Origin of the sequence: Endozoicomonas sp. ALB115, from assembly GCF_049310245.1 — a bacterium.
Lineage (GTDB): Bacteria > Pseudomonadota > Gammaproteobacteria > Pseudomonadales > Endozoicomonadaceae > Endozoicomonas.
This window is the reverse complement of sequence record NZ_JBLYZG010000004.1, coordinates 47,773-73,502: the sequence shown is the minus strand read 5'-3', so window position 1 is coordinate 73,502 and position 25,730 is coordinate 47,773. Positions and strand designations below refer to the sequence as shown.

The 25,730-nt window shown below is 50.1% G+C and carries 24 protein-coding genes; 5 read left to right on the top strand and 19 right to left on the bottom strand.

Features of this window, described 5'->3' with window-relative positions:
- Positions 1–7 precede the first annotated feature (7 nt).
- The 10 genes from ACO6VE_RS03110 to recQ all read right to left on the bottom strand — a co-directional run bounded on the left by ACO6VE_RS03110 (position 8) and on the right by recQ (position 8,647).
- Positions 8–610: a type II secretion system F family protein gene (locus ACO6VE_RS03110; RefSeq protein ID WP_422459635.1), complete on the bottom strand. Its 603-nt coding sequence runs from the start codon at positions 608–610 to the stop codon at positions 8–10.
- Entirely contained in the window at positions 610–978 is a 369-nt protein-coding gene (locus tag ACO6VE_RS03105) for a hypothetical protein (protein WP_422459633.1), read from the bottom strand. Before ACO6VE_RS03105 ends, ACO6VE_RS03110 begins: the two co-directional genes overlap by 1 nt.
- The gene (locus ACO6VE_RS03100) at positions 975–2,087 is read right to left on the bottom strand and encodes a CpaF family protein (protein ID WP_422445693.1); all 1,113 of its coding nucleotides are present in this window, start codon (positions 2,085–2,087) and stop codon (positions 975–977) included. Before ACO6VE_RS03100 ends, ACO6VE_RS03105 begins: the two co-directional genes overlap by 4 nt.
- Positions 2,017–3,039: an AAA family ATPase gene (locus ACO6VE_RS03095; RefSeq protein WP_422445691.1), complete on the bottom strand. Its 1,023-nt coding sequence runs from the start codon at positions 3,037–3,039 to the stop codon at positions 2,017–2,019. Before ACO6VE_RS03095 ends, ACO6VE_RS03100 begins: the two co-directional genes overlap by 71 nt.
- 52 nt (positions 3,040–3,091) lie before the next feature.
- Entirely contained in the window at positions 3,092–3,460 is a 369-nt protein-coding gene (locus ACO6VE_RS03090) for a hypothetical protein (protein ID WP_422459631.1), read from the bottom strand.
- 87 nt (positions 3,461–3,547) lie between these two features.
- Positions 3,548–4,411 carry a hypothetical protein gene (locus ACO6VE_RS03085; protein ID WP_422459629.1) on the bottom strand — a complete coding sequence of 288 codons (864 nt, stop codon included), beginning with the start codon at positions 4,409–4,411 and terminating at the stop codon, positions 3,548–3,550.
- On the bottom strand, positions 4,411–4,923 hold the full coding sequence (locus ACO6VE_RS03080) for a pilus assembly protein N-terminal domain-containing protein (protein WP_422445687.1): 513 nt from the start codon (positions 4,921–4,923) through the stop codon (positions 4,411–4,413). The genes ACO6VE_RS03085 and ACO6VE_RS03080 overlap by 1 nt, the downstream gene beginning before the upstream one ends.
- A gap of 480 nt (positions 4,924–5,403) precedes the next feature.
- Positions 5,404–5,844 (bottom strand): Flp pilus assembly protein CpaB, encoded by a 441-nt coding sequence (cpaB, locus tag ACO6VE_RS03075; protein WP_422445685.1) that lies wholly within the window; start codon positions 5,842–5,844, stop codon positions 5,404–5,406.
- 6 nt (positions 5,845–5,850) lie between these two features.
- Positions 5,851–6,009 carry a hypothetical protein gene (locus tag ACO6VE_RS03070; RefSeq protein WP_422445683.1) on the bottom strand — a complete coding sequence of 53 codons (159 nt, stop codon included), beginning with the start codon at positions 6,007–6,009 and terminating at the stop codon, positions 5,851–5,853.
- 427 nt (positions 6,010–6,436) lie between these two features.
- Positions 6,437–8,647: a DNA helicase RecQ gene (recQ, locus tag ACO6VE_RS03065; protein WP_422459628.1), complete on the bottom strand. Its 2,211-nt coding sequence runs from the start codon at positions 8,645–8,647 to the stop codon at positions 6,437–6,439.
- A gap of 659 nt (positions 8,648–9,306) precedes the next feature.
- On the opposite strand from recQ, the gene dusA reads away from it, so the two are divergent.
- The gene (dusA, locus tag ACO6VE_RS03060; protein ID WP_422445679.1) at positions 9,307–10,314 is read left to right on the top strand and encodes a tRNA dihydrouridine(20/20a) synthase DusA; all 1,008 of its coding nucleotides are present in this window, start codon (positions 9,307–9,309) and stop codon (positions 10,312–10,314) included.
- 192 nt (positions 10,315–10,506) lie between these two features.
- On the opposite strand, the gene ACO6VE_RS03055 is transcribed toward dusA, so the two are convergent.
- The 4 genes from ACO6VE_RS03055 to ACO6VE_RS03040 all read right to left on the bottom strand — a co-directional run bounded on the left by ACO6VE_RS03055 (position 10,507) and on the right by ACO6VE_RS03040 (position 13,955).
- The gene (locus tag ACO6VE_RS03055; protein WP_101748885.1) at positions 10,507–11,010 is read right to left on the bottom strand and encodes an STAS domain-containing protein; all 504 of its coding nucleotides are present in this window, start codon (positions 11,008–11,010) and stop codon (positions 10,507–10,509) included.
- A 2-nt stretch (positions 11,011–11,012) separates the two neighbouring features.
- Positions 11,013–12,188 carry a SpoIIE family protein phosphatase gene (locus ACO6VE_RS03050; protein ID WP_422445676.1) on the bottom strand — a complete coding sequence of 392 codons (1,176 nt, stop codon included), beginning with the start codon at positions 12,186–12,188 and terminating at the stop codon, positions 11,013–11,015.
- Positions 12,189–12,390: 202 nt separating this feature from the next.
- Positions 12,391–13,092, bottom strand: coding sequence for an MlaA family lipoprotein (locus ACO6VE_RS03045; protein ID WP_422445674.1), 702 nt, complete (start codon positions 13,090–13,092; stop codon positions 12,391–12,393).
- Between the two features lie 260 nt (positions 13,093–13,352).
- Positions 13,353–13,955, bottom strand: coding sequence for a hypothetical protein (locus ACO6VE_RS03040; RefSeq protein ID WP_422446153.1), 603 nt, complete (start codon positions 13,953–13,955; stop codon positions 13,353–13,355).
- A 456-nt stretch (positions 13,956–14,411) separates the two neighbouring features.
- Here ACO6VE_RS03040 and ACO6VE_RS03035 point away from each other — a divergent pair, with 456 nt between their 5' ends.
- From ACO6VE_RS03035 to ACO6VE_RS03025, 3 genes are all read left to right on the top strand, one after another.
- Positions 14,412–16,340: a hypothetical protein gene (locus ACO6VE_RS03035; protein WP_422459626.1), complete on the top strand. Its 1,929-nt coding sequence runs from the start codon at positions 14,412–14,414 to the stop codon at positions 16,338–16,340.
- A 59-nt stretch (positions 16,341–16,399) separates the two neighbouring features.
- A complete protein-coding gene (locus tag ACO6VE_RS03030) occupies positions 16,400–16,669 on the top strand; it encodes a hypothetical protein (protein WP_422445670.1) in 270 nt (89 codons plus the stop codon).
- 661 nt (positions 16,670–17,330) lie between these two features.
- On the top strand, positions 17,331–20,105 hold the full coding sequence (locus ACO6VE_RS03025; RefSeq protein ID WP_422459624.1) for a hypothetical protein: 2,775 nt from the start codon (positions 17,331–17,333) through the stop codon (positions 20,103–20,105).
- 122 nt (positions 20,106–20,227) lie between these two features.
- On the opposite strand, the gene asd is transcribed toward ACO6VE_RS03025, so the two are convergent.
- From asd to galE, 4 genes are all read right to left on the bottom strand, one after another.
- Positions 20,228–20,845 (bottom strand): archaetidylserine decarboxylase, encoded by a 618-nt coding sequence (asd, locus tag ACO6VE_RS03020; RefSeq protein ID WP_422445666.1) that lies wholly within the window; start codon positions 20,843–20,845, stop codon positions 20,228–20,230.
- Between the two features lie 143 nt (positions 20,846–20,988).
- Positions 20,989–22,140: a galactokinase gene (galK, locus tag ACO6VE_RS03015; RefSeq protein ID WP_422459622.1), complete on the bottom strand. Its 1,152-nt coding sequence runs from the start codon at positions 22,138–22,140 to the stop codon at positions 20,989–20,991.
- A 26-nt stretch (positions 22,141–22,166) separates the two neighbouring features.
- A complete protein-coding gene (locus tag ACO6VE_RS03010) occupies positions 22,167–23,240 on the bottom strand; it encodes a UDP-glucose--hexose-1-phosphate uridylyltransferase (RefSeq protein ID WP_422459620.1) in 1,074 nt (357 codons plus the stop codon).
- Entirely contained in the window at positions 23,237–24,253 is a 1,017-nt protein-coding gene (gene galE, locus ACO6VE_RS03005; protein WP_422459618.1) for a UDP-glucose 4-epimerase GalE, read from the bottom strand. The genes ACO6VE_RS03010 and galE overlap by 4 nt, the downstream gene beginning before the upstream one ends.
- 173 nt (positions 24,254–24,426) lie before the next feature.
- Between galE and ACO6VE_RS03000 the strand changes: the two genes are divergently transcribed.
- A complete protein-coding gene (locus tag ACO6VE_RS03000) occupies positions 24,427–25,371 on the top strand; it encodes a helix-turn-helix domain-containing protein (protein ID WP_422445658.1) in 945 nt (314 codons plus the stop codon).
- Position 25,372: 1 nt separating this feature from the next.
- Here ACO6VE_RS03000 and ACO6VE_RS02995 read toward each other — a convergent pair whose 3' ends face one another.
- The gene (locus tag ACO6VE_RS02995; RefSeq protein WP_422445656.1) at positions 25,373–25,714 is read right to left on the bottom strand and encodes a hypothetical protein; all 342 of its coding nucleotides are present in this window, start codon (positions 25,712–25,714) and stop codon (positions 25,373–25,375) included.
- Positions 25,715–25,730 lie beyond the last annotated feature (16 nt).

Below are 25,730 nucleotides of genomic sequence, written 5' to 3'. Positions count from 1 at the left end.
TATTTCGCTACATACGAACTTTCAGTAGCTGTCGAATCCAGAGAACGCCCATAACGATCATGGCCAGAGCAGTCATCAACAGTTGATTACCACTTTCCGTTGCCAGCAGAGGCGTCAGGTAACCGGGATTAATGATATACAGCAAACCAAACATGCCAAATGGCATCAGACTCAGGACCCAGGCACCTATCCGTCCTTCAGCACTGAGGGTTCTGACCCGGCGCTGAAAACGAAAGCGTTCCCGCATCTGCTGATTAATCCTGCCCAGCACCTCAGTTATATTGCCACCGGTATCCCGCTGCACCAGTATTGACACCACCAGCATCATCATGGCCACGGAAGGTACCCGCTGCAACATGGCAAGCAACGCTCGACGCATATCATTGCCGTAGTTGATATCGGCAAAGGTCAGGGCGAACTCGCCTGCCAGTGGGTTGGCCTGTTCTTCCGACACAATACGAACGGTTTCAATAAAGGGGTGTCCGGCCCGCAGGGCATTGACCATGGTTTCTATGGCATCCGGAAGTTGTTCCTCAATACGATCCAGGCGTTTTTTCCGATCCATGATGACCTGGACAAATGGCAATGCAGTGCCCACCACAAAGGCCATCAGAGAGAACGCTGGGGAACCCGTAAAAAACCAGAGACTAAAACCGGCCGTGATCCCCGCCAGCAACCCGGTAGCGACCAGTCTGTGTGCAGCATTTCCCGGCCAGATTGCTCGATATACAGGCTCAGACGCTCCATCAGGGGAAGCTCTTCCAGTCGACGTTCCCAGGGTTGCAGATTTCTGAGGTATTTTTCCCGCAGAATACGCTGCAGCGTTGGTGTATGGTCTGCCAGTTCAAGGCGGTGCATCCGGCTCTTTAAACGACGGCGGACTTCACGTTTTTCACCAACCAGGGGAACAGTCAGTGGACTGAGCAAGGCAAACACAGCAATAAATACCAGCAGGGCAAATATCAGTTGTGGATTCATGGAGCAACTCCCAGCTCACCTGATGGGCCATACTGCCATTCGGTATCAAAGACATCCCTGGACAGTTCAATACCGTACAGTGCCAGACGGTGATAGAGTTCAGGCACCAGACCGGTGGCCTTGTAAACACCGGTAACCTGACCGGACTCGTCATGGCCGCGGCGCTGGAAGCGGAAAATCTCGGTCATGGTAATGATATCCTGCTCCATTCCGTTCACTTCCTGAATACTCACAATACGACGTTTACCGTCTTCCATGCGTTCCAGCTGCACAACCAGGTCAATGGCAGAAGCGATCTGCTGCCGGAGGGATTGTTGGGAAAATGCCAGGCCCGTCATCTGTACCATATTATCCAGGCGTTGCAGTGCATCCCTGGGCGTATTGGCATGAATCGTCGTCAGGGAGCCATCGTGCCCGGTGTTCATGGCCGTGAGCATATCCAGGGCCTCGGCTCCCCGAACCTCGCCGACCACAATACGATCCGGTCGCATCCGCAAACTGTTTTTGACCAGCTCCCGCTGATTAATTTCCCCTTTGCCTTCCAGATTGGCAGGACGGGTTTCCAGGCGGACCACATGGGGTTGCTGCAGTTGCAGTTCGGCAGAGTCTTCTATGGTGATGATGCGGTCATCTTCAGGAATGCAGCCAGAGAGGGCATTAAGCAGTGTGGTTTTCCCGGTGCCGGTGCCACCGGAGACCAGGATATTCAAGCGCATCCTGACCATGGCCTCCAGGGTTCGGGCCATTTGTGGTGCCATGGCACCCAGTTCCGCCAGGTGCAGAAGGCTCATCCGGTCAACGGTGGCACGGCGGATGGAGAGGGACGGGCCATCCAGTGCCAATGGCGGAATAATCGCGTTTACCCTTGAACCATCGGGCAATCGGGCATCCACCTGTTGTCCTGTTTCCTCTATCTGTCGACGGGCCTGGTCATGGGGGAGCTTGCTCAGGCGGGGCAGATCAAGACGTTCCAGTAACTCTTCATGCACCCGTTGTTGCCAGTGATTCTGCAACTCCCTGAGGCGACGGGCCTGAAGGCTATCTTCTTCGCTGGTCTCTTTGATCACTGGCGACGATAGTGAATTGATTCCGGGAGAGCCCAAGTTCACTTTCCGACAAGTCCAGCCAGTGCAGGGCATTGCGAAGGGAAAGCATATCCTGCTGAATAACCAGGCAGATATCGTCGGCCTGATCCTGGATAAAGGTACTGATATTGGTGGGAAACATAGGCAGGTCAATCACCACATCGTCCCGTCCCTGTTTCAGCAGTTTCAGCAGCCTGGCCAGCTGGTCGGTATCCGGGTCAGAATACGCCATCAGGTCTGGCTGCTTCATGGCCAGCACCTCAAGCCCACTCTCGTGTCTGGCCAGATAACCGGCCAGTGCCGTTTGATCCAGGGAAGGCAGTTCAGTCAGCACATCTTCAAGGCCATAATCGCTGTACAGATCCATAAACTGCAGCACCGAGCCCATTCTGAAATTGAGGTCCAGCAACAGGTTTTTCTGGTGACTGGTTGCCTTGATATGGGCCAGGTTACAGGCCAGAAAGGTGGCACCGGCACCACCGGAGGCAGAAAGCGCGGCAGTTACCCTTGCATGCCTGATGCTTGAGTTGGCCTGCCGATGTTTAAAAAGGGTTTCCAGAAGAGAAAGCAGTTCCTGGTTGCTGAATGGCTCTGGCAGATAATCACTGGCTCCGGCCCGCATGGCGGCTCTCATCAGCAATGGTTGATCGGCAGGGCCGATAACGATCAGCGTCGTTTTTCCGGCGGTGTTGTTTATTACCGGAAGCAGCGATGACAGGGCATTGAGTTGTTGCTCCGGTTGCTGGCCCAGTCGGTGAATGATCACGTCAACCGGTTGTTGTTGCTGGAGTAGCTGTGTGAATGTGTCTTCACTCTGCAGTAACAGGCGTTGGCTATTAATCTCCACTACTGGTGCCAGAATGGCATTCAACCAATCCAGGGACTGCTCTGAATCACCCGTCAACAGTACTTCCAGTTGTTCCTGCTTTTGTTCAGGATAGAGGGGTTCACGGCTGGCTGGTTTGGTATTTTTCATAGATAAACTCACTGACATCTGCCTTCTGACTTTATTATGGGTATTGTTCTTATCAGCTACTGCACGGCGTACCACTGTTTGTCCAACCCAGGCTCTCCCTGGGCAGAATAACCTGGAAAGGGGGCATGGCCATGGTTTTGGGGAACCCCATCAGATTGACCGGAGTGACAAATTCAAATGAATAGCCGCCACTCCCCTGCGCGAGTTGAGCCCTGACAAAACGGATGGAATCATAGGCAGCACAGTTAGCTGGGGAGGCAATGACGCTGCCATCCACATCCAGATAGGCCAGATCAATATTAAACAGCCCGGATTCTTCATCCACATCATCCAGAAAGACTCTGGCGGGCTCCAACATAAAAAAACAGGCAAACTGCTTTCTGGAAAGGTCATTTACACCGCAGGTTGGAGCAACGGGCATTTTCAAGACACGGCGGTTGGTCTCACATCGGCTGGCACCACAAGAGCCTGTGCCATTGTTCAGGTCATTCAGATAGTCGGAATAAATTTAGGGATAGTTCGAAGCCTGCTCTACTTGAGAGGGCCACCTTCTCCGGAATTCATATACTTGCCCTTCACTGTTTCCTCTGGGTCTGTACCGGGCAGAATAACGATTCAATACTGAGCAGGCCGAGCCAGTACAGGCTTCTTTATTCCTGGTAGCAAATTTTGAGTTGATATCGGCGCTGAACGCATCATTTCCAAAGGTGTTGATGCCCAGCCGGGTATTTAGGAGGGTTCCCGGGCGCAATGTAAAGGAACCATAACCAAACTCATCGACCACACGAGTGGGAGTATCCTCATACATGAGGACATTTTCACCACTGCCAAGCATGACCGACGTAATCTCGTATAGTAGTGGGGTGTTGAGTAATTGTTCATCAAACCCGGTTGTATCAATAAACATCCGGAAACCAATAACATTGTTCAGGTTGGTATCATCCAGGAATGACTCCAGAAAATGGTAAATTTTCGGGTCGTTAGTATCTGCTGGCCCGGGATCACCCAAATTATTGGTACAGGCCATAATTGGCGCAACGCTGTAGGCATGTTCCGGTGCCGGACCGGCGACAGCCGTCGCTGTTAATGTGGTATCTCCAACACCCGCCAGACCCAGCAAAATCGGGGAAACTGTTTCTGAAATACTGACGGCAAAACGCCCGCTCAAATCGGTGCTTACTCCCTCCGGGTCAGAGATATCGATATTCAAAGATTCCGTATTGCCGCCCATTGCCCGCATGGTGTCCAGAGCGTTGGCTTTCGCTGCGTTATAGGTCTCATCGGTAAAGTGATGCCGTTCTTTCATCACGCAACCGGTTAATGCCACTGATACCAGGGTGAGAAGAAGTATGGAACGTTTACTGTGGATCATTAGTAATCACCTCCCAGGTCATGACCGTACTCGCCTTCCGCACCGGCATGGGCTATTCGTTTCTGCGGGTTATCGGTTGCCGACTGAACTTCCAGCATCACCTGGCGGGCACCGCCAATGCTCATCAAACTGATGACACTGGCATCGTCGTCAGTTCCGGCAGCAAAACTCTGAGCCAGACGAATAGCGGAATCCTGAACGATGGCGTCGGATACTTCACCGGAAAGCACAATATCCCGGCCACTGCTGCGCACTTCAATGGTTTCTCCGGGCAGCAGGCGATACAGTTTACGCTTCAGCAGATTCAGGTCGTGGGTCACTTCAATATTGAGATTGGCCAGCAGTTGGTCCTTGTTGTCCCAGGCGTGAATATTGGTTTGTCCCAGGGCTTTGGCAACCACGTATACCTGACCACTGTCCAGTACCAGCAGGTCGGCAATATCGGGATTCCCCACCGAAATCCGGCCCGGCTTGCCCGCAAGATTGATCAGCCGTGACTGATTAATAGCCACCTGATGCTGATGATGACTGCCCCGTGAAATATCAATGGCGCTGGCCGCAAAAGTACGCTCGGGTATCAGTGGGGCTAATAACAGTGTCGAGTAATCTATGATTATCTTGGTTAATCTGCTTTTTTATTGCCTTATTCAACGGTTGCTACTACCTTGTTTCTGCCATCCTCGCTACGGGCGCTATTCTCGGTCAGCCTCCTAGGCGACCTCGTCTAGGTGACCCCGTCGGGACATGTTACAGCCCGACGTTAATCCCTACAGAAGAGCTGCGTAAGACTTACTCCGGTAAGCGGTGGCGTTGACGATGTAGATAAACCCAGATAATCCTGATTATCGTAGGTTTTTAGTAACGGTTGATAACAGACACAGTGAGAGACTGCCGAGAGCGCAGCCTTTGATGCACTTTCTGAAAAACCCTCTGGCCAGCTTCTTGAGAATAATTCGATTCGGTGAACATAACATCGTAAACACTACCCCTGATCAGTTGCTGGAAGCCAGAGAGGCCGGTTGCCCGGAAGCACCCGGGCTGACAGACTGGCCTTTCAGTCGGGTCAGCTCCCGGGAGGTGCCCCGGATAATCTGCAGCCGGTTATCTTCTACCTCCGGATACAAAGATTCTTCCGGATTGCGCAAAGAAAGTTGCAGGCTGCCACGGCTGCTGGCCAGCACCAGGGATTCGCTGTCCCGTGGTGAGACTTCCAGGGTCACCGAGCGCACCACCTGAGGGCGACCACTGTCGTTGATTGCCTGCTGGTCTACTGCCAGCACTACCACATCTGAAAGAAGAATTTCGGAGTTGTCCGTATTATTGGTGCCACCGCTGCGGGCAGTCTGGATAGACAGCACATCCACCCGGTCGCCGGGCAGTACAAAACCGGCAACACCACTGACATCGTTTACCCGAACGCTCACCGCCCGCATGCCCGGCTATACCCGGGTGGCCAGCAAACCACCAGTACCGGCATCGGTTAACCGTGCGGACATAATAATATCCCACGGCAACAGTGCATTCAGGGCCATCTTACCGTTTATTTCTGTAAGCCTGGTCAGGGCACCGTCGGGCAGATGCTCAAGGGCAATATCCATGGTGGAAAATTGCAGAATAACGCCGGTGGCAATGGCCAGGGCATAGGGGAAAATGCTGTGTCAATCTTTCCTTTCAGAGTCTTTCCAATTGCAGCAAAGTCTACTCCTGTAGCGGAGAAAAGTGCTGAAACTCCCGCAATAACTGCCCCAGCCAAAACCGCATACTCAACAGCAGCCAGCCCATCTTCTTCTTTAAGGAAATCGCGAATCAATTGCCTGATCATGTTAATCATCCTTTTACTAACTTTATAAATGTGATCGGTTTGGAAGCGATTGGTACTAATATCCCTGCAATCGCTGGACTTATATTAATCAGCTTGTGTCTATAGTTTGTGTGAATTTGGTCAATATTTTATCTGTATGCCATTTGAACGGATATTTCTTCGGTGAGTTCATACCCTGCGACAAGCCGAATCCTTTTTGATTATTATCTGTTGTCGCCGGTTTTGTCCGTGAGTGATTCCGGATGTTGAACCAGATAGTGCAGCCTTAACAGATGCAACTCATCATAAGAAACCTGTTCCTGCATGGCATCAAACAATGGGCGTAAACGATCAGTACCATGGGTGTTTATGGCTTCCAGAACACGAGCCTGTTGTGCAGGCAATAACCGGGACTGTTGGAGAAAAGCATCCGAAACCGGTAGATGAGCGACTTCCGTCTGGTATTTATAGAGATGGCTGAGCAGGGTAGACAGCTTCAGATTAAACTCCTCCTGAAGGCGGTTGAGACAGTTATGCTGGCTGAACGACTCCCCAACCTCAACATGTCTGCCCCGGCTTGTTGTTCGATAACGGGGGCGGCTGTTACTGGCAGAAGGTTGTGCAATCTCTTCTATCTGATGTTTTTCGCAGAATGACAGGATTTCATGGAGAAACGCATCCCCATAGTGATCCAGTTTTACCTGGCCAACACCACTGACCTGTAACAGGCTGTCTCTGGATTGTGGAAATCTGGCCGACATCTCAATCAGGGTTTTGTCGGAAAAAATAATGTAGGGCGGTACGTTCTCCTGATCTGCCAGCACCTTGCGACAGGCCCTGAGAATATCAAACAGCTCGTGGTTATAATCCGGGCTGCCCTGTTTTTCTGTTGCTGCTTTACTGGCGGGTTCTGCTCTTTGGGTGAGCCTGAGCTGGATTTGCTGAGCCCCTTTGAGCACGGCACGGGCATTGTCGGTCAGTTTTAAGCTGCCGTATTCCGCATCCTGAAGTACCAGGTTTTCCTGTATCAATTTACGGGCCAGCTGCTGCCACTGGGGTCTGGTCAATTCAGTACCGATGCCGTAGGTGGGAATCTGGTCATGTTGGCGCTCCCGGATTCTTTTGGATTTTGAACCTCGCAGCACATCAATCACATAGGACACACCAAAGAGCTGGCCTGTGCGATAGATGCAGGAGAGCAGTTTCTGGGCGGGTACGGTCACATCGGTAAAGGGTTGTTTTTCGGATAGGCAGTTGTCGCAGAGCTGACAGTTTTCCTGGCTATAGGCTTCACCAAAATAGTGCAGCAGCGGTGCTCTGCGGCACTCCTCGGATTCGGCATAGCCGATCAGGGCGTTCAGGTGCTGGTTGGCGATGCGCTGTTCCGAATCGGGTTTCTGGTTGATAAAGAACTTGACCTTCTGAATATCGCCATAGCTGAACAGGAAGTGGCAGTTGGCAGGCAGTCCGTCCCGCCCGGCACGACCGATCTGCTGATAGTAGCTTTCAATATTCTGGGGCATATCAAAGTGGAGGACAAAACGAACGTTGGATTTATTGATGCCCATGCCAAACGCCACGGTGGCCACCATGATCTGAATATCATCCCGGATAAAAGCGGACTGGTTGGCTTTGCGTACTTCACTGGCAAGTCCGGCATGATAGGGCGCTACGGAACAACCGTTATCAGCCAGAATCTGCGTCAGTTCATCCACCTGTTTCCTGGAATTGCAGTAGATAATGCCGGACTGGTTCTGGTATTTCTCAATCAGTTTCAGGGTCTGGTCAACAGGCTTCTTTTTCTCAATCACCTCCAGAAACAGGTTGGTCCGGTTAAAGCTGGCGATAAACTCATTGCTATCGGACATCTGCAGGCTGGTTTTTATATCCTGCTGTACCCTTGGTGTGGCGGTGGCTGTCAGTGCTACACAGACGGCATTTGGAAAGTGTCGGCGCACCTCCGCCAGTTGCCGGTATTCCGGGCGGAAATCATGGCCCCATTCGGAGATGCAGTGGGCTTCATCAATGGTTAGGCAGTCGATGTTTAGGGTGCTGAGCAACTGTTGCGTACGTTCCAGCATCAGGGTTTCCGGTGCCATATACAGCAGCTTGATATTGCCATTCTGTACCTGGCCCAGGGTGTTATGATAATCCGCACTGCTCAGGGTGCTGTTTAACAGGGCGGCAGGGATGCCCAGAGACGTCAGTTGATGAACCTGATCTTCCATCAGGGAGATCAGCGGCGAGATCACCAGGGTCAGGCCCGGAAAGATCAGCGCCGGGATCTGGTAACAGATAGACTTTCCACCACCGGTGGGCATGATGGCCAGCGTGTCGTTACGAGCCAGTATGTTGTCAATAATGGCGCTCTGGTGTGAGCGAAATGCATCGTATCCAAAGACGGAATTGAGTATTTCTAGTGCTGGTGCGGACATAGCTATTTGGATTCAGGCTGTTTCAGGATAGAAATTCCAGTGGTTGTCCTTTTTACCGTCTTTATGCTGCCATTTTCAACTTTATTTGCTGGTTCAAAAAGGCTGGCCCGTGGAAATTGTATGGGAATTTGCATTGAAGTTATTTTCACCAGCACAGGAGAACAGGCAATTACCCTTTGCCCTCCGTAGCCTTTTGGTTTTAAGCAAGAATAGCCTTCCCACTGTTTTTTGCTAAGAAAAATACTCAGGGTGTGTCTAGTTCACGGTTTCAATGTATTTGACGGGTTCTCTTTATCAATGAAGCCCAAACTCCGTTCGTCCTGAGCGGAGTCGAAGGGCGCAAACTCCATACCCTGAGGACTGTGCCAATCACCCTTCGACTCCGCTCAGGGTGAACGGAGAATACACCCCAAACTCATTGAAATGGTGGGCCAGGAGCACTTGTCACCTCTAATGGTTTTTTTGAGTCTTAACGGCATACCGCACATTTCCCGACTTTGTTTTTCTTGTTGAGGTTGTCATACTTGACCGCTATTTTTTTCAGGGTTCTGAGGTCGTGTTTCACTACTTTTATTGGGTAGTAAATGCGTAGCAAATACGTAGCAAATGGCAGTCGATTTCGGGGTTTTTCAGATTATGTCAGTGGACCTTAGTGGTTAATGAATCAACCTATAGCTAATAAAGAGACAACGGTGGTTTCACCGGGTCGGCGATTTTCCGTGGCACCAATGATGGACTGGACGGACCGACACTGTCGCTACTTCCACCGCGTCCTGTCTGAGCGGGCACTGCTGTACACCGAGATGGTCACCACCGGTGCCCTGGTGTTCGGCGATAAAGACCGCTTTTTACAGCATGATGCATTTGAATACCCATTGGCCATTCAGCTCGGTGGACACGATGCCAGCGACCTTGCCTTTTGTGCCGGGCTGGCGGAAGAGCGGGGTTATCAGGAAGTGAACCTGAACGTGGGTTGTCCCAGTGACCGGGTGCAAAATGGCCGTATCGGTGCCTGTCTGATGGCAGAGCCGGAAACCGTAGCCAATGCTGTCAGAGCCATGAAAGAGCGTGTATCCATTCCGGTAACGGTAAAGCATCGCATTGGTATTAATGGTCGCGAGTCCTGGGAAGAGTTGCTGGACTTTGTCGGTACCGTAGCACAGGCGGGGTGCGATACCTTTATTGTTCATGCCCGTATTGCCGTTCTGGAAGGGCTTTCTCCGAAGGAGAATCGGGATATTCCGCCGTTAAAGCCAGATTGGGTGTATGCGCTTAAAACTCAGTTTCCCGGGCTGAATATTTCTATCAATGGCGGGATCAAGACCTTTGAGGAGATCGATCATCACCTGCAGTATGTGGATGGAGTGATGCTCGGTCGTGAAGCCTACCAGAATCCGTATCTGCTATCGGAGGTGGATGGTCGGCTCTATGGTTGTCAGCAGCCCGTGAAGAGTCGCGCTGAAGTGATCGAGAAGATGCTGCCCTATATTGAGTCAGAGCTTGCCAGGGGAACATGGCTTAGCCATATTACCCGCCATATGCTGGGGCTTTATCACGGTGTACCCGGCGGCCGTCGTTTTCGCCGGCATATCAGTGAAAATGCCCATAAAGCCGGTGCCGGGATTGAAGTGCTGCTTGATGCTGTCAGGCTTGTGGAAAGCGTGTAATACATGGGAGCCTGTCGGACTTAAGACTGTCCTACTGCGGTTGCGGTAAATTGGTCTAAAAATTCCTGCTTCTTCGTCAAATAGCCCCGCTATTCTCCTCAGAAGCAGAAATTTTTATCCTCAATTTCTCGCTACCCTCGCTACGGACGCTTAAGTCCGACAGGCTCCCGGGAGGCAATGTGCAAACCAACGTCAGGCAGTCACCTCTGGCTGCCTGCAACGCTCCAGTTGTTTAACCAGGTCACTGAAGGCCTTCTGGTTGTTTTCATTCAGGCTCATCAGTGTCCTGTGGGCTTCCAGTACCCGGGCATGAATGGATTCCTCACTGCACTCCTCGCATTCAATGTCCTGGTATTCGCAGGTCTGACCGGCGACATCTTCAACAATGATAAAGATTCGCTCAAAACCCATGCTCATAAGGATTCTGGTGATATCAGGGCGGGGAGATATCAGCACTGGCCGCTGGTCTATCTGCTTTCTGGCCATAATGGATAATTTCGCCAATAGCCCCAGTGACGTGCTATCGATGGTTTCCGCCTCTGAAAGGTCAACAATCACAGAACGAAATCGCGGCTCTTCGAACATGGCCTGAAGCAGATTCTCCAGACTGGAGCAGAGGGTGAGTCGAACTTCTCCGATCAGCTTCAGTACGTAGGTACCTTCGCTTTCGGCAAACTGAATTTTTCCGGGTGTCATAATCAGTATCGAGCCAGTATTAACATTGCAATGTCATCAGGAGCTTCCTGAATATCATTGAGTCCCAGTCTTTCGGTCAATGTTGCTATGGTGTCGGCACCTTCTCCGATAACCGATAATAAATGATCTTCCTTTTCTTTGAGGCTTTTCTGGGGCAAAACCTCAAGAATACCATCTGATAGAATAGTTAAGCTGAATTGCCGGGGCAAGTCTATAATGACATCCTCATAAACAGCATCCTCAAACAATCCTACCGGTAAGCCTTTGCCTTCAAGAAAACGGACCTGTTTGCCTTCTTCAGCGATCACGGGTAATGGAAAATGTCCGCCAAACGAGTAGGTAAGCGTCTGGTCACGGGTATTGACTATGCCACCAAACACCGTGACATGTTTTCCCAGTCCGGTTTTCAGCAGGCTCTGGTTGATGTAGCTCAACACATGTGAAGGTTTGACCCTGATTTTACCGCCGTTGTTGTGATAGTCCTGAAGCAGGCTGATGGACATGTGCTTGAGAAGCACGGTAACAAAAGCAGATGACGCGCCATGCCCGGAGACATCGGCCAGATAGAAGGCAAAACTGTGGTCACTGAGCGTGAAATAGTCGACAAAATCCCCGCTTAAATAGAGGGATGGGATGATGTTGTGGTCAACTTTGAAATTCCTGTATTCCAGCGGGTGTCTGGGCAGCATATTCATCTGCACCTGACGGCCGGCTTTCTGGTCCTCCTGCAGCAGGGTCAGGCTGCTCTTCAAAGAGTTGATGGCTTCTTCGAGGCTGGCCCGGTAGCGCTTGTTTTCCATCAGTAACTGGGCTTTTTCAAGAGCCCGGTGGATGGCGTACTCTAATACCTCAAGATCCACGATCGGCTTCACCAGGAAATCGCTGGCGCCAAGGTGCAGGGCTTCTACCACATCGGTCATAACGCCAGCGCCGGAGACAACAATAAAGGGTATGTCACTGGCTTCACTGCGCACCTGGCTCAGCATGGTGAGTCCATCCATGATCGGCATGCGAAGATCACACAGAATCAGGTCCGGATGGCAGTCACGAAAAATATGCAGGCCCTGTTGTCCATTTCCGGCTTCATGGGTTTTGAAGCCAATGCCTTGCAGGTAGGCGACAATGCTTTCACGTACTATAGTGTCATCATCGATGACCAGAATGGTACTGCCGGTCATGGATACACCCGCAAAGTAAAGTGAAGATAAGGACCCACGTGAACCCGATACATTCGGATAAAAAAACCACATTAAAATGTAAAGTTAAGGGAAAAATACTCCCAAGCTGCCTTGGCTGCAAGCGGGAGTATTGGCAAATTAATGTGTTTGCTTAAAGTCATCTGAGCCAATGACTGATGTGATTGTCATTGACGGTTTATAGTTAGAAGTCATCTTCAGGCAGCTGGCCGGTGATCAAATATTCACGTCTTTGTAAATAAGTGTCCCGGATAAACGTGTAACGGTCTCCAAGAATCAGCTCTTCAGCATCCAGGAATTGAGCGCGACGATTGATAAGGTCAATGCCGTCGAGAATCCAGCGATCCCGCTCAGAGTCATGATAGGCTACCGGATTGGTGAATGCATCAGGAATTCGGCCAACACCGGAACGGAACGTACTCGGGCCAAGTAACGGAAGCACAAGATAAGGTCCGGAAGGCACCCCCCAGTTGGCAAAAGCCAGCCCGAAATCGCTGTAGCGCTTATCAAGCCCCATGGGCGTTGCTACATCAATCAGGCCAAGAATACCCGCCGTTGAATTGATGATGAAGCGGCCCGATGACACCAGTGCATCCTGCCCTTTGAGCTGGACGCCGGCGCTGGCGATATTTCTCAGTTCCCCGAGGTTGCTGAAAAAGTTGCTGACTAAGGTTTGCACCGGCCCGGGGGTGACAAAGTGGTAGGTCTTTGCCACTGGCTTCAAGGCATAGTGATCCAGGGTGTCATTCAGTTTGAACACCCGGCGGTTCCAGCTCTCCAGTGGATCATCGTAAGAGACGGGTTCAGTGCCAAACGTCAAAGCGGGAAAGAGTGTCAGTACCATTACGACAACTGAACGAACAATAAACGCAGGAGAATGATTCACACGTTTGATCCTTGATTCCTTGTTAATTTTCAACCTCTTCAATGACTCTGGCACACCTGTTTTCTGTTGCATGCAATGACGGGATGAGTTTCGCAAAGGGTTTTCCTGGACGGTTAGCTGTCGGGATGAGTTATAAAAAAAACGATTAAGAGGCTATTCTAACTTGATCTCATGTACTATTGCCAACCCATAGTCAGCTTCAGAGTCAGAGGTTGAGAACAATCTCCCTGTCCCATCGCCATTGTCCAAGTGTCCCGGTATCACCCCGCCTGACTGGGTGAATCAGCTGTCGGGTTAAAGCCCGGAGTCTGTTTGGCCCCATCGCCCCATCGACGTAACAAAATCACGGACGGGAACGCAACCGCATACATCGTCAGCGAATACACCGCTGCTGGCAGGGCCAGGTCTGGCAAGCCTGTGCTCACGCCACTGATCAATACCGTCAGGGTCAGAGCCATGGGGGAATTCTGAATGCTGGCTTCAATGGCAAGGGTTTTGGACTCGGTACGGGTGAGACTAGACAATCGTACCAGTATTAAACCAAAACACGTCATCACAATGGGTAAGAAAAGAAGTCCCATAACCACTTGGGAAAAGTTAGTCATAACATTTTCGGCGGCGGACGCCACTGCACCAAGCACGATGATGGTCCACAGTGCGTAAGCCAAACGTTCGAGCCCGGTTTCAATCTTTACTGCAATCGACGTTTTAAAATGGCGGAAGACCACCCCGAGTGATACCGGCGTCGTGGTAATCAAAAAGGTGACCAAGGCAATGTCACTGAAGGAATACTGGTTTAATGCATCGCCCAGGAAATGGGTCAATGACAGTGACACCAGGAAAGGAACAGACACAAAGGCCAGAATACTGGTATTGAATTAACTTTTGTAGAGTGGTCAAAGAGAGGCATAGGAAGTTCTTTTTGCTGCTGAAAACTCAGAAACCATAATCCGCTGCCCTCACTTGTGGGAGCACTGGTTTGGACAATCACATTAATAGTGCATCGGGAATAAATATCTCGTTATTCTTTAATGATATCAAAAATTATTTTTTTATTTATAAAATATTTATTTGGCTGGGAAACTAATTAATAACTTTCCACTCTAAAACAAGAGTTCAAATTAATCGATTTTAAATAAAAACATAGAGAGGGAATGATCATGGGACCTGTAACTGATAATCCGGTGAAAACCCTGGCGGCCAATGCTGGGCCGGATACGGCTTATTCATCCGCCATCAAGGGTGTGAACGATGGAGCCAATGCAATACATCAAACAACCAAAGCTGCGGTTGATGACCTGGGCTTTAACAAGCCCGGTTTGATCAAATGGGGAAAATGGCTTGTTGGCAAGCTTGGCCCGTTTGGATACCTTGCCACTATTGTGCTTAGCCCGATACTTATCCCTGCCTCTCTGGCCTATGATGCAGGCAGAGGCATGAAACTCCTGTTCCGCAAGATTGCCAGGGTTGAAGAGCCGGTGCAAAAGCTCCTGCCAATGGTGGAAAAGCAGGTTCAGGAAGTCGGGAAGCTTAAGCATCACAAACAAGAATCTGATTCCAGACATGCACAGGTTTCTGACCAGCTGGCAGCCTGGAAGACCCACTCTGGTGAGTTAAAGAGCCTGAACGATCAGGTTAATGATCAGGCAAAGCAGTTGGAGCTTAAATTAAAACGGGAGCAGATGAGAAATCATGAGCTCAATCATCTGCTTGAACTTTTAGCCAATCGTGCAGATGGTCTTGAGAGCAATAATGCAGATAACCGTAATCGTTATCAGGATATAAGAGTTGCATTGGAGAAACAACTGGCTGAAAAATCGGTACGCATTGCAGAGCTTTCCAAAGAGCTTGAAGCAGCCCGGCAGCAACATGATCATGATCTGGAAGGTGATATGCGGACCAGACAGGAACAGGCTGATGTAATTCATAATCTTGAGAGCAAATTAGCAGCAGACCAGCAGCGAATGTCTGATTTAGAGGGTCTTTACGAGGCAGAGATATGCAAATTATCAGGTCGGCATCTCTTTGAAACGATGAAGTCAGATAATCAGCATAAGCTTGAATTGAAGGAGCTTTCGGCGACGCATCAATCTGATATGGATAAATTAGCGGGTGGTTATGAAGAAGCTATTAAGGATATCGAGGCTGAAAACGAAGAGCAGGTTCAAAAGCTGAAGGCGGAATGCAGCGAATTGGATCAGATGATGAAAGATCAATGTGCTAATAATGAGAGTCTGCAGTTTGTGGAAACATCGCTTAGAGCCCAGGTATCTCAGCTTGAACAACAATACAGTCAATCTTGTGATCAATTAACGAGTTTGAAGGAGCAATACAGTAATCTGCTTAAAGAAAAAGAAGCGGAAGCAAAGGCCGAAATTCATGCCCGATCACAGCTTGAGAATCATATTAAGCAACTTCAGGCGACACTGGATATTCCAAAGGATTCACCTGGAGTGCAGACATCTGAAGTCACAGTAAGTGAACCCCGAGTGCGGGTCGATATGTCTGCCCAGACAGAGATTGGTTCCTCGGATGCTGATTACCACATGGTTGAAGGTACCCTGGCAGGAGCGGGGTTTGAATTACTGATAAAACAGGCAGTTTCTGAGGACGAAGAGTCGCTGGGTATGCCTGTCCACGGTAACTCGGAGCAGGAAGTGGTAAACGTCAATGTCGGTACTCAATCTGAGCTGGAAAATATAACCGATAAGCTTCATGTTGCAGAAAGCAGTGTTCTGGACCTTTCTAATGAGTTGCGTGACCTCAGGGAAAAACTTAAAAGTAACGAAGGTGATGTAGCTCGTTTGGTGGAAGAAAATAAACAACTGTCAGAAGAAAAAGCAAAGCAAGATGAAGATTTAAATTCTCTGGAAATGTTGATTAGTGGAGAACGTTCGGATAGTGCGGATTTAACAGGTTTAAAAGGAGCATTAAAAGACAGGCTTGAAGCTGACGCTATGACAATCGGGGAGCTGGACGCTAAATTAAAATCTATTGATGAAGCAAAGCTCAAACTGCTGACACAAAATCAGGAATTGCATTACGAGAATGAGCGTTTATTGCAAGCAGTCAATCAATTTGAGGCGCTGCAGGAACAACAGGAAAAATTCATTGAACTTAATAAGGAGCTGCAGCAACAACAAAAGCAAGACGATCAAAGTACCGCTGAATTACCTCGGACTGAAACGCCTGGGTCAGTAGCTGCAAATGAGGTAGTAGAATCCGAAAATGTTGAACAAAAGCCATAACGCCAGTAGCAACCCAAAGGACGGCATTATCGCAAGCAACAGTTCGGCTGGATAGTGTCATGATTGGTTTAGTGAAGTGGCCCTATAGCCAGCTCTACAAATCCTTGTATCTGGCTTTTGATTACGGAGCGAAGCCCATGGCCTCATGGACATGGAAAAAGAGTACGGCTATTGCCGATTCTATACGGCAGAGCACCGGTTGGCTTAGTCGGAAGATATGGGCAAAAACGCCTGATCGGGCCGATTCCTGTGCTAACACGGACAGTCTGCCAGTGTCTTCCAGGCCGGAAGCGGATACTTCAACTTTACCCGATAATCCGGAAGTTTAGTTACGGCTATGCTATCCGGTTTATTCCTTGCATAGTCAGCCTCCGAGAAGCCTGCCTTACTTAATACTGTCCTGCGCGGCAACTGCTCCTGCGTTCCCCTGATACATGGTTTCAATGTCATTGATGGGTTCTCTATCAATGACGCCCAAACTTTGTTCATCCCAAGCGGAGTCGAAGGGTGTAAACACCATACCCAAGACTGTGCCAATCACCCTTCGTTCGTGCATCCTGCGCTGAGATTACACCTCAAACTCATTGAAACGGTGTGCCTGCTCCTGCATCCATGCAGTCGTGCGGTTGCGATAAATGGGTCTAAAACCCCGAACAACCCGATTGTCGAGTTTTCTCTCCCTGGTTTTCAGATAAGTAGCTAACCATATGAAATCGAATATTTCTGACTCCTTGTGCCGGCACTCTGCTTCGTTACAACTCCGGTCACATAGCTACGGCTATGCTCCCTCCGTTGTGCCTCGCATAGTACCAGCCCAAGTAGCCAGAAATATTCGATTCCATATGGCCAGCTACTTAATGAGTTATCGGATATTGAAATTAAAACACTGTCTTTTGATTTTAAAAAAAATATGAATTCATGCAACTTTCTCCAGCTTTATCTTCTCCAAGCATTGTTATTTTGGCCCAACAAAAAATGCAAGGTAATAAAATGTCTTATAGCAATATCATGACAACTCCCCCCGCGCCCAGCTTATATACTGGTGTGCCGCCGTCTGCTCCCGAAACGGGGCAGGGGCAGGGGCAGGTTTCCTGGGGGGGGAATAGAGTATCTGATCACAAGGCTGACATGCCTCATTTGTCAGGGCATCAGGAAGGGCGAGCTCCATCATTTGATGGCTCTCCCCCTTTTGATGGTCGTGTTGTTGATCATGTTAACCCTGAGGCTATGTTCAGGTTGAAGGATCACAACAATGAGCTGAGGAAGCAGAAAAATGAACTTCGCATGGCACTTCGTGACACCAGGGAAAAACTAAAAGCCAGTGAACAACGAAGTCATCAACTGGCAAAAAGAGCTGATATTACTCCTGACAGATATACTGAATTATTAGCGACGGAGCGAAGATCCTCAAGATGGGAGAATTCGAGCCAGCGCATGACTGATTGTACGGAGCGACTCCTGGACTCTCACCAAATGGCCGGTCAAACAATCGAGATGCTACTGGCGAAGAATGAATCATTAACTGAGTTACAGGGGCAGATGAGTGACACTCTTAATAGTGTCAACCATGAGCTCAAAGGGGAGAGAGAGCAATCAGAGCAGGCTCAATTGAAATGGAGCGAGGCAGAGCAAGAGGTAGCCCGACTAAACACTGAGTTGCAATCTGCGCATGCGGATAAACAATCTCTGGAAGGTCAGCTCAATCGCGCGTTAGACCATGCAAGCAATGCTGAAGGCAAGATGTATGCAGAGGCTGAGAAGAATCTTCAGCTGAAATCCGCAATGTCAGAGCTGGTGACTGAAAAGTCAGGGCTGTCAGCGACCATTGAGAACATGGATCGTCGCGTGGCTTTTTTGAACAAAGAGATTGAGCGGGATGGGCAGGCGCTGTCTGCAACAAACCTGGAGAAGAACCAGTTAAAAGAAGAGTTGGACTCATATCGGAAAAATGAGACCCGGTTGCAAAATGAACTACATAACACGAAAACCAGTCTGGAGGTTGCCAATGACCAACTGACCCGCTCGGAGAATTTATTAAGTGATACACAAAATGAACTTTCGGAAATAAAGAAAGAGGCACTTTCCCTGGAGCAACAGCTGACCAGGGTTCAGGCGGATAAAAATCACGTATCGGAATGCGCCAGGCAACTGCAGACCACGCTAAAGGAGAAACTGGAGTCAATAGAAAACCTCCAGACTGAACGTGCACGAATGGGAAAAGAAGTTGACTCTTTACGGGAGGAGGTGGGTCAAAGTAAGGGACGGGTCGCTCACCTGGAGCAAGAACTGAAAGCAAGCGAAAGAAATATTAAAGGTTTAGAGCAACGAATCGAACAACAGGTGTCAGAACTTGGCACTATGCATCGCATGGGAACGGAGTTTAATACTACAAAAACCCTTAATACAGAGTTGCAGCAGAAAAATCAGAAACTAACGGGTGAATTGGAAACAGCTCATAAGCAGGCCAGGGATAACCGGGCCCTGTACGATGCAACTTTACTTGAAAAGGGTAAAACGGATCAGGCTCTGATGAAGGAGCAGAAGTCTCATAAAACAGATATTGAAAATTTTCAAAAAACGATCCAGAGTCAACAGGAGTCAATTCAGACTCATTTGTCATCAATTTCGGCGCGTGAGAAAGAAATTCGTGATCTGAACACTCAGGTACGTGGCCTTGGTGCCGAATTGGCTACCGCTAAAGCTGAAGGTAATAAGGAAGAAATTCAAAGACTACGCCACGATGTTGCCGTAAAAGAACAAAAAATTGCGATACTTCAGGAACAGCAAAGGGTATCCCAGACACAGATAGATACGCTGCGTGAACAGATCGATCAGCTGCAGCAAAAACTGGCTGAATCTGAACTGGAGTGTAAGAAGGGGGTGGCAACCATCAATGGTCATATGTCTTTAATGAATAAAGCAGAAGTTGAGATCCGGGAGCTACGAGAACAACTGGAGGGAATCAACAGTATTAAAAAAAGCATTCTTGAACTGAAAGGTGGTGTACAAATGACTGGTAAGCGTATGGATGACTTCAGTGTTCGTTTACAAAATTGTGAGGGAAAAATACAGGAATTTATCAGCAAAATAGAATCAATTATTAATATCCCGAACCTTGGACCAATGGTGAATGATATAAAGAGTGAATTGAAAGGGCTGGGTAAAGAGTTCTCGACGATAAGAACGGAGCAGGGGCAGAACGAAAATAGACTTGCTTCTCTGGAATCAAGAACAGAGCTGCTGGAAAGTACCAGCAAGACAAGTGTCACCATTAAAAGAGAAGAGAGGTCTATTGAGTCAGGCCCTTCTTCATTGGTGATGAGTACGCCTGGCTTTGATGACCTGTCCCAGTATGAGATCCAAAGAGGGCTCGCTGCCGACCTGGGGGTTGAGGGTGCAGCCAGCAGTATCAGCCAGAGTCGCCTGGACCAGACTGGTGTGGATTCAGCGTACACTTCATTGCAATTACAGAGTCAATCAACAGCTGATGGAACAATGGTTCAATCAAGGCCGACCCACCTGCAGGATGGCTCCAGCTTGATAGGCGGCCTGACACCGATTGGGCGTTATGGGGACGGCTTTTCATCCTCGGAGGATAACTACTTGCGTGATCCTTCCCCTGACATTCAGGAACTATTAAATGAGAATTTTGACTCTGAATCTCGTTCGGAAAGTATTGACCATAGTATGAGTAGTTCGAGGGATATGGACACCATGGAGTCGTTAACAATGCCACTCAACGGAGATAGCAGCGACGAAGCGTGACACTAATCATCTGGCTGAGGATACCTCTGAAGCGATTCAGAGGTATTTTTATGTGTATGGAATGAATACCTCTGTGAAAAAATTGTTTCAATCCGGAACGCTGCCGATGGCAGTCCCCATTTTTATTTTGTTGTCTGGCTGGTGGTGTTCAAGCCAGCCCAAATCATTTGTCTCAGGGTTCCGCTGGTGGGCATGTGAACACGATGATAGTCCCCCGGGGAGAGGTAGATAGTCATAAACAGGCCATGCTTGAATCGGCTGGCCAGCTGATTGTCTCCGGCAAATAACGCTGAAAGGCTGTAATCATGTTGCTTTGCCTGAAAAATCCGGCCGTTGTCAACAGCTCCCATCTGGCTGATAGTGCCATCTACCGGGCTGATGATCAGATCCGGGTCGTCCGGGAGCGGGCGTGCCCCTTTTTTCAGGGCGCGTGTGAAAAAGTCGTTAAAGTTCCGATAGTTATCAGGATGCTCATGGAGCGCTTCACTCAAATCGATGTTATTTCTGGCGGTGAATTCGCTGATTAACTGATTTTTAAGCCATGGCCATTTTTTTTCAGCGAGGGAGTGAGCCAGATAGTTGATCAATTGGTGAGGCAGCAGCCTTTGCAGGTAAGGGGGGACGCTGTAAGCAGTTTCTGACTGGGCAGGGGGCTGCTCAGCTATAGAACATTCAGAAAAGCTGATAATTGCTGTCAGAATAATGCAGCCGGTCAGTAGTATTCGCTGTAAACAGAGCATGCAGGGTATCGCGGTCAGTGCCTTCCAAGTAGTTGGTTAAAAGATTAGACCGCGAAAAGAGAAAAAAGTTACCCGGGAATCGGGTTTCTGAAGTCAATAACTTCAGGACAGGGACCCCTTGAGGGATCCCATTGATTAGCTACTTACGCTTCACCAGCCCCCTGGGAGGCACGGCAAACGTAGATATCAGCCACAAGGCCATTGGAGCAGGTCGGATAGTGTTCAGTAACCGCCTGTGTGACCGCATCCACTTTTTCCGCTGGAATCAGTGCAACGACGCAACCGCCAAAGCCGCCACCGGTCATTCTGACACCGCCTTCACTGCCAATCACCGCTTTGACAATATCAACAATACCGTCGATGGGCGGTACGGTAATCTCAAAGTCGTCCCGCATGGAGAGATGGGATTCAGCCATTAATCTGCCCATGGCTTCCAGGTCACCCCTGCCCAGTGCTTCGGCAGCGGCCAGGGTGCGATCATTTTCAGTCACCACATGGCGGGCCCGCCGGTAGGTCAGTTCATCCAGTTCGCCCTGGCTGGCTTCCAGCTGGTCCAGGGTGATATCCCGCAGAGCTTTGACGCCAAAGTGCTGTGCTGCTGCTTCGCACTGTGCACGACGGGTGTTGTATTCGCTGTCTACCAGGCCACGTTTGACATTGGAGTTGATAATCACCACCGCCGCATTTTCAGGGATGGGCACCAGTCGGGTATCCAGGGATCGACAGTCCAGCAGCATGGCATGGTCTTCCTTGCCGCAGGCGGAAATCATCTGGTCCATAATGCCGCACTTGCAGCCAACAAACTCGTTCTCTGCCTGCTGGCCAATCAATGCCAGCTCTTTCAGGCTGACATCCAGTCCGGCCATTCGGGTCAGGGTCAGTCCGGTAACCACTTCCAGACAAGCGGATGAACTGAGGCCGGCACCCTGGGGAACATTGCCAATAATGGCAATATTGACACCCTTGAGGCTCATTTCCTTTTCCAGCAGTACGGTGGCGACACCACGGACGTAGTTGCTCCAGAAGGCTTCTTCACTGTGCGGAACCGGCAGGGACAGTTCAAACTCGGTTACCTGCCCGTCGTAACTGTGCGCCGTGGCCATGACTTTCTGGTCATCTCTGGGAGAAGCCGCAATCACTGCCTGATAGTCAATGGCACAGGGCAATACGTAACCATCGTTGTAGTCGGTGTGCTCACCAATCAGATTGACCCGGCCAGGTGCCTGGAAATAGTGGGTTGGCTGATGACCGAAGGTTATCTCGAAAAGTTCAGTCAGTGTTTGTTTCTGGTTCATCTTACTTTCCATAACTCGGAGCAATCTTAAAGGCTTTTTGCTGGTTCAGCGCAGTTTTCCAGATAATGCACATCGGACAGTTCGCGCAGACGGGCGGCAGCCTGTTCCGCGGTCAGGTCACGCTGGGTTTCTGCCAGCATTTCAAAACCCACCATAAACTTGCGAACGGTTGCTGATCTCAGCAGTGGTGGATAGAAATGAGCGTGCAGTTGCCAGTGACTATCATCAGTACCTGCCTCACCCGGATGACAGGGCGCACCATGCCAGCCCATAGAGTAGGGGAATGACGTCTGGAACAGATTGTCGTACTTTGTCGTCAGTTTTTTCAGGATGTCGGCCAGGGCATCACGTTCCACTTCGGTCAGATCCGGCATGCGCAGCACCTGTCGCTTGGGCAGCAGGAGCGTTTCAAACGGCCAGGCCGCCCAGTAAGGGACCACGGCAATCCAGTGATCATTTTCAACGACGGTACGTTCACCGGACTCAGATTCCCGCAGGGCGTATTCAACCAGCATATTGGTGCCTTTTTCCTGCAGCCATTGACGTTGGTTGTCGTCTTCTTTGCGCGCTTCGTTGGGCAGAAAGCTGCTGGCCCAGATCTGCCCATGGGGGTGGGGATTGGAACAGCCCATCACGGCCCCTTTATTTTCAAACAGCTGTACCCAGGGGTAACTCTGTCCCAGTTCGATAACCTGTTCTGCCCAGGTATCAACCACCTTGCGGATTTCCTGTTCGGTCAACTGTGGCAGGGTTTTACTGTGATCCGGTGAAAAACAGATCACCCGTGCTTCTCCCCTGGCGGAGCTGCTCTGGAAAAGGTCTGACTCGCTGGTTGCATCCGGGGTATCCGTCAGCAGTGCCGGGAAATCATTGGGGAAAATGTAGGGATCGGTGTAGTCCGGGTTGTGGTCACCGGTAATACGGTCATTTCCCGGGCAGAGAAAGCACTCAGGATCATGCACGGGGCGAAAGTCCGGCGCTGTTTTTTCCACCTGCCCCTGCCATGGGCGTTTGGCACGATGGGGAGATACCAGTACCCAGTCGCCAATCAGCGGGTTGAATCGACGGTGTGGGTGATCAACAGGATTAAATGGTGTCATTGGTTAAATCCGTTCGGGTTTTCTGACTGCCAGCGCCAGGTATCGATGGTCATATCGTCAACGGTGCGGGTGGCTTTCCAGCCCAGCTTTTGTTCTGCATAGGCCGGGTCGGCGTAACACTGGGCGATATCCCCGGGACGGCGTGGCTGGATTTGGTGAGGCAGTTGTTTGCCACAGGCTTTTTCAAAGGCGTGCAGCATATCCAGAACACTGCTGCCTTTGCCGGTACCCAGGTTATAGGTGTGGACACCCTGATCGGTCCAATGGGTACGCAATGCTGCCAGATGGCCAAGGGCCAGATCAACCACATGGATATAGTCACGCACACCGGTACCATCGTGGGTCGCGTAGTCGTTACCAAAGATGTTGAGCTGCTCCAGCTTGCCAACGGCTACCTGGGCAATATACGGCATCAGGTTGTTGGGTATACCACTGGGGTCTTCACCGATAAGACCGGATTCGTGGGCACCCACCGGGTTGAAGTAGCGTAGAATACTGAAATTCCATCGATCATCGGAAGCCGCCGTATCACGGAGGATCTCCTCCACCATGAACTTGCTGCGTCCATAGGGGTTGGTAACCTGGCCAACCGGGAAGTCTTCCCTGATCGGCACTTCATGGGGGTCGCCATACACGGTGGCAGAAGAGCTGAACACCAGGTGTCGTACGTCAAACTCACCCATGACTTCCAGAAGTTTTACCGTTCCGTTGACGTTGTTATCAAAATAAGCCAACGGTATCCGGGTAGACTCACCAACGGCTTTTAACCCGGCAAAATGAATCACCGCTTCAATGGTGTGTCTGGTGAATACGGTGCGCAGGGCCTCTTTATCGCGTATATCCACAGGATAAAAAGCGGGCTGCTTACCCGTCAGGCTTTCCACCCGGTGTAGCGCGGTCTCATGGCTGTTGCACAGGTTATCTACGACGACCACGTCATAACCGGCATTCAGTAATTCCAGACAGGTGTGGCTGCCAATGTAGCCAGCCCCGCCGGTGATCAGGATACTCATTGTCTACCTCGTTCAGGCAGCTTGTCTGCCCGTTAAATAATCGATTGTGGTCATTTTAAGAACAGGCAGCAGGATATTTCTTTTACGGTTTTTTTCTTGTTTTTCCCGAAAACAAAGATTTGTGCCACGGCAATGGGTATCATTGTGGGGCTTTTTGATAAGGGTCAATATTTGTGAGCAGTCAGCAGCTATTGTCGGTCAGGCAATGTCGTGGAACCGGTCGCAGAACCGAAGGTGTGGTCCCCATGCCTGGCTCGATTTCCGATATTCAGGGGGACATCTTTTATATCGAAAACCGGGCCCCTTATATTATGGACAGTGGCCATGTTCATGGCCATGTTGAGCTGAACTATCTGCTGGGTTGCTCGGCCACTTATATTGTCAATGGCAGGGAGCAGCGCATTCCTGAAAACCGGCTGGCCATCTTCTGGGCCAACATGCCCCATCGACTGGTGGGCCTGGTGGAAAAAAATCCGGGGAAAGGCACCCTTTATAATCTCTATATCCCGTTACCGGAATTTCTTCAGTGGCCACTGATGGGACAGCTCCGGCAGGAGGTGATGACCGGCGCTATTGCCCTGGCAAAGCCGGACCATGACTACCTGGTCATGAGATTGAGTCGCTGGCATGAGGATTTTCGCAGCGGTCACCCGGAATTAAAGGAGATTATTCTGGGTGAGCTGTCACTGCTGTTAAAGCGCATCAGTTTTCAGGGGTGGGATCACCCGGAAAGTGTCTCCGAAGACCATCTTGAGCAGGCACCGGCTGCCGGTCATCCGGGCAGTGGTCGTTTGAAAGGTGCACACCATGTTTCTACCATGATTCACTTTATCGGGGAAAACCTGCATCGGCCTATTTCAACCGCCGATGTGGCGGCTCATCTTGGGCTGCACAAGAATTATACGACCAACCTGTTTACCAGTGTGATGGGGGTCTCTATCAAGCAATATCTGCAGTTCCAACGCCTGCAGAAAGCTCAACTGCTGCTGATGGACAGCAAGCGGCCCATTGCCGATATTGGCTATGCCTGTGGTTTCAGTTCTCTCAGCCGCTTTTATGAAGCTTTTCAGCGTTATTTTGGTATGCCGCCAGGGCAATTCAGAAAACAGCTTTTATAACTCAGTGCGTGTTATCAACCACTGACCTCAATACCCGTTTACCTTCAAAGTACACCGTCAATTTTTGGTCTGGATAATACCAGCGGGTGATGGCGGGTTCACCAATGGTTTCTGTCTGGCTGGCGCTGCCCAGCACCTCCCTGACTTCATCCATGGTTTGACCATGTTTCGGTAAAGCCAGAGATTGACGCAACTGCTGAGACTGACTGCCCACGGGAGTCACAGTGATACCTTCGGAGTACGGAGTCTGGTCGGGAGCAAGCTCATTGGCAGTGACCTGGATAATAGACGACGAATAAATAATTGCTATAGTCACGGAAAGAGTACCAACAAGTGTTTTCATAATAATTGCGTCCTGC

Coding starts and splice junctions, on each gene's coding strand:
- ACO6VE_RS03090 (WP_422459631.1), bottom strand. CDS start 3,460: ATGCCCGTTGCTCCAACCTGCGGTGTAAATGACCTTTCCAGAAAGCAG.
- galE (WP_422459618.1), bottom strand. CDS start 24,253: ATGAGTATCCTGATCACCGGCGGGGCTGGCTACATTGGCAGCCACACC.
- dusA (WP_422445679.1), top strand. CDS start 9,307: ATGAATCAACCTATAGCTAATAAAGAGACAACGGTGGTTTCACCGGGT.
- ACO6VE_RS03070 (WP_422445683.1), bottom strand. CDS start 6,009: ATGGATATTGCCCTTGAGCATCTGCCCGACGGTGCCCTGACCAGGCTT.
- ACO6VE_RS03010 (WP_422459620.1), bottom strand. CDS start 23,240: ATGACACCATTTAATCCTGTTGATCACCCACACCGTCGATTCAACCCG.
- asd (WP_422445666.1), bottom strand. CDS start 20,845: ATGCTCTGTTTACAGCGAATACTACTGACCGGCTGCATTATTCTGACA.
- recQ (WP_422459628.1), bottom strand. CDS start 8,647: ATGTCCGCACCAGCACTAGAAATACTCAATTCCGTCTTTGGATACGAT.
- ACO6VE_RS03095 (WP_422445691.1), bottom strand. CDS start 3,039: ATGAAAAATACCAAACCAGCCAGCCGTGAACCCCTCTATCCTGAACAA.
- ACO6VE_RS03055 (WP_101748885.1), bottom strand. CDS start 11,010: ATGACACCCGGAAAAATTCAGTTTGCCGAAAGCGAAGGTACCTACGTA.
- ACO6VE_RS03085 (WP_422459629.1), bottom strand. CDS start 4,411: ATGATCCACAGTAAACGTTCCATACTTCTTCTCACCCTGGTATCAGTG.
- ACO6VE_RS03105 (WP_422459633.1), bottom strand. CDS start 978: ATGAATCCACAACTGATATTTGCCCTGCTGGTATTTATTGCTGTGTTT.
- cpaB (WP_422445685.1), bottom strand. CDS start 5,844: ATGCGGGCGGTGAGCGTTCGGGTAAACGATGTCAGTGGTGTTGCCGGT.
- ACO6VE_RS03050 (WP_422445676.1), bottom strand. CDS start 12,188: ATGACCGGCAGTACCATTCTGGTCATCGATGATGACACTATAGTACGT.
- ACO6VE_RS02995 (WP_422445656.1), bottom strand. CDS start 25,714: ATGAAAACACTTGTTGGTACTCTTTCCGTGACTATAGCAATTATTTAT.
- ACO6VE_RS03110 (WP_422459635.1), bottom strand. CDS start 610: ATGGCCTTTGTGGTGGGCACTGCATTGCCATTTGTCCAGGTCATCATG.
- ACO6VE_RS03030 (WP_422445670.1), top strand. CDS start 16,400: ATGATTGGTTTAGTGAAGTGGCCCTATAGCCAGCTCTACAAATCCTTG.
- ACO6VE_RS03025 (WP_422459624.1), top strand. CDS start 17,331: ATGTCTTATAGCAATATCATGACAACTCCCCCCGCGCCCAGCTTATAT.
- galK (WP_422459622.1), bottom strand. CDS start 22,140: ATGAACCAGAAACAAACACTGACTGAACTTTTCGAGATAACCTTCGGT.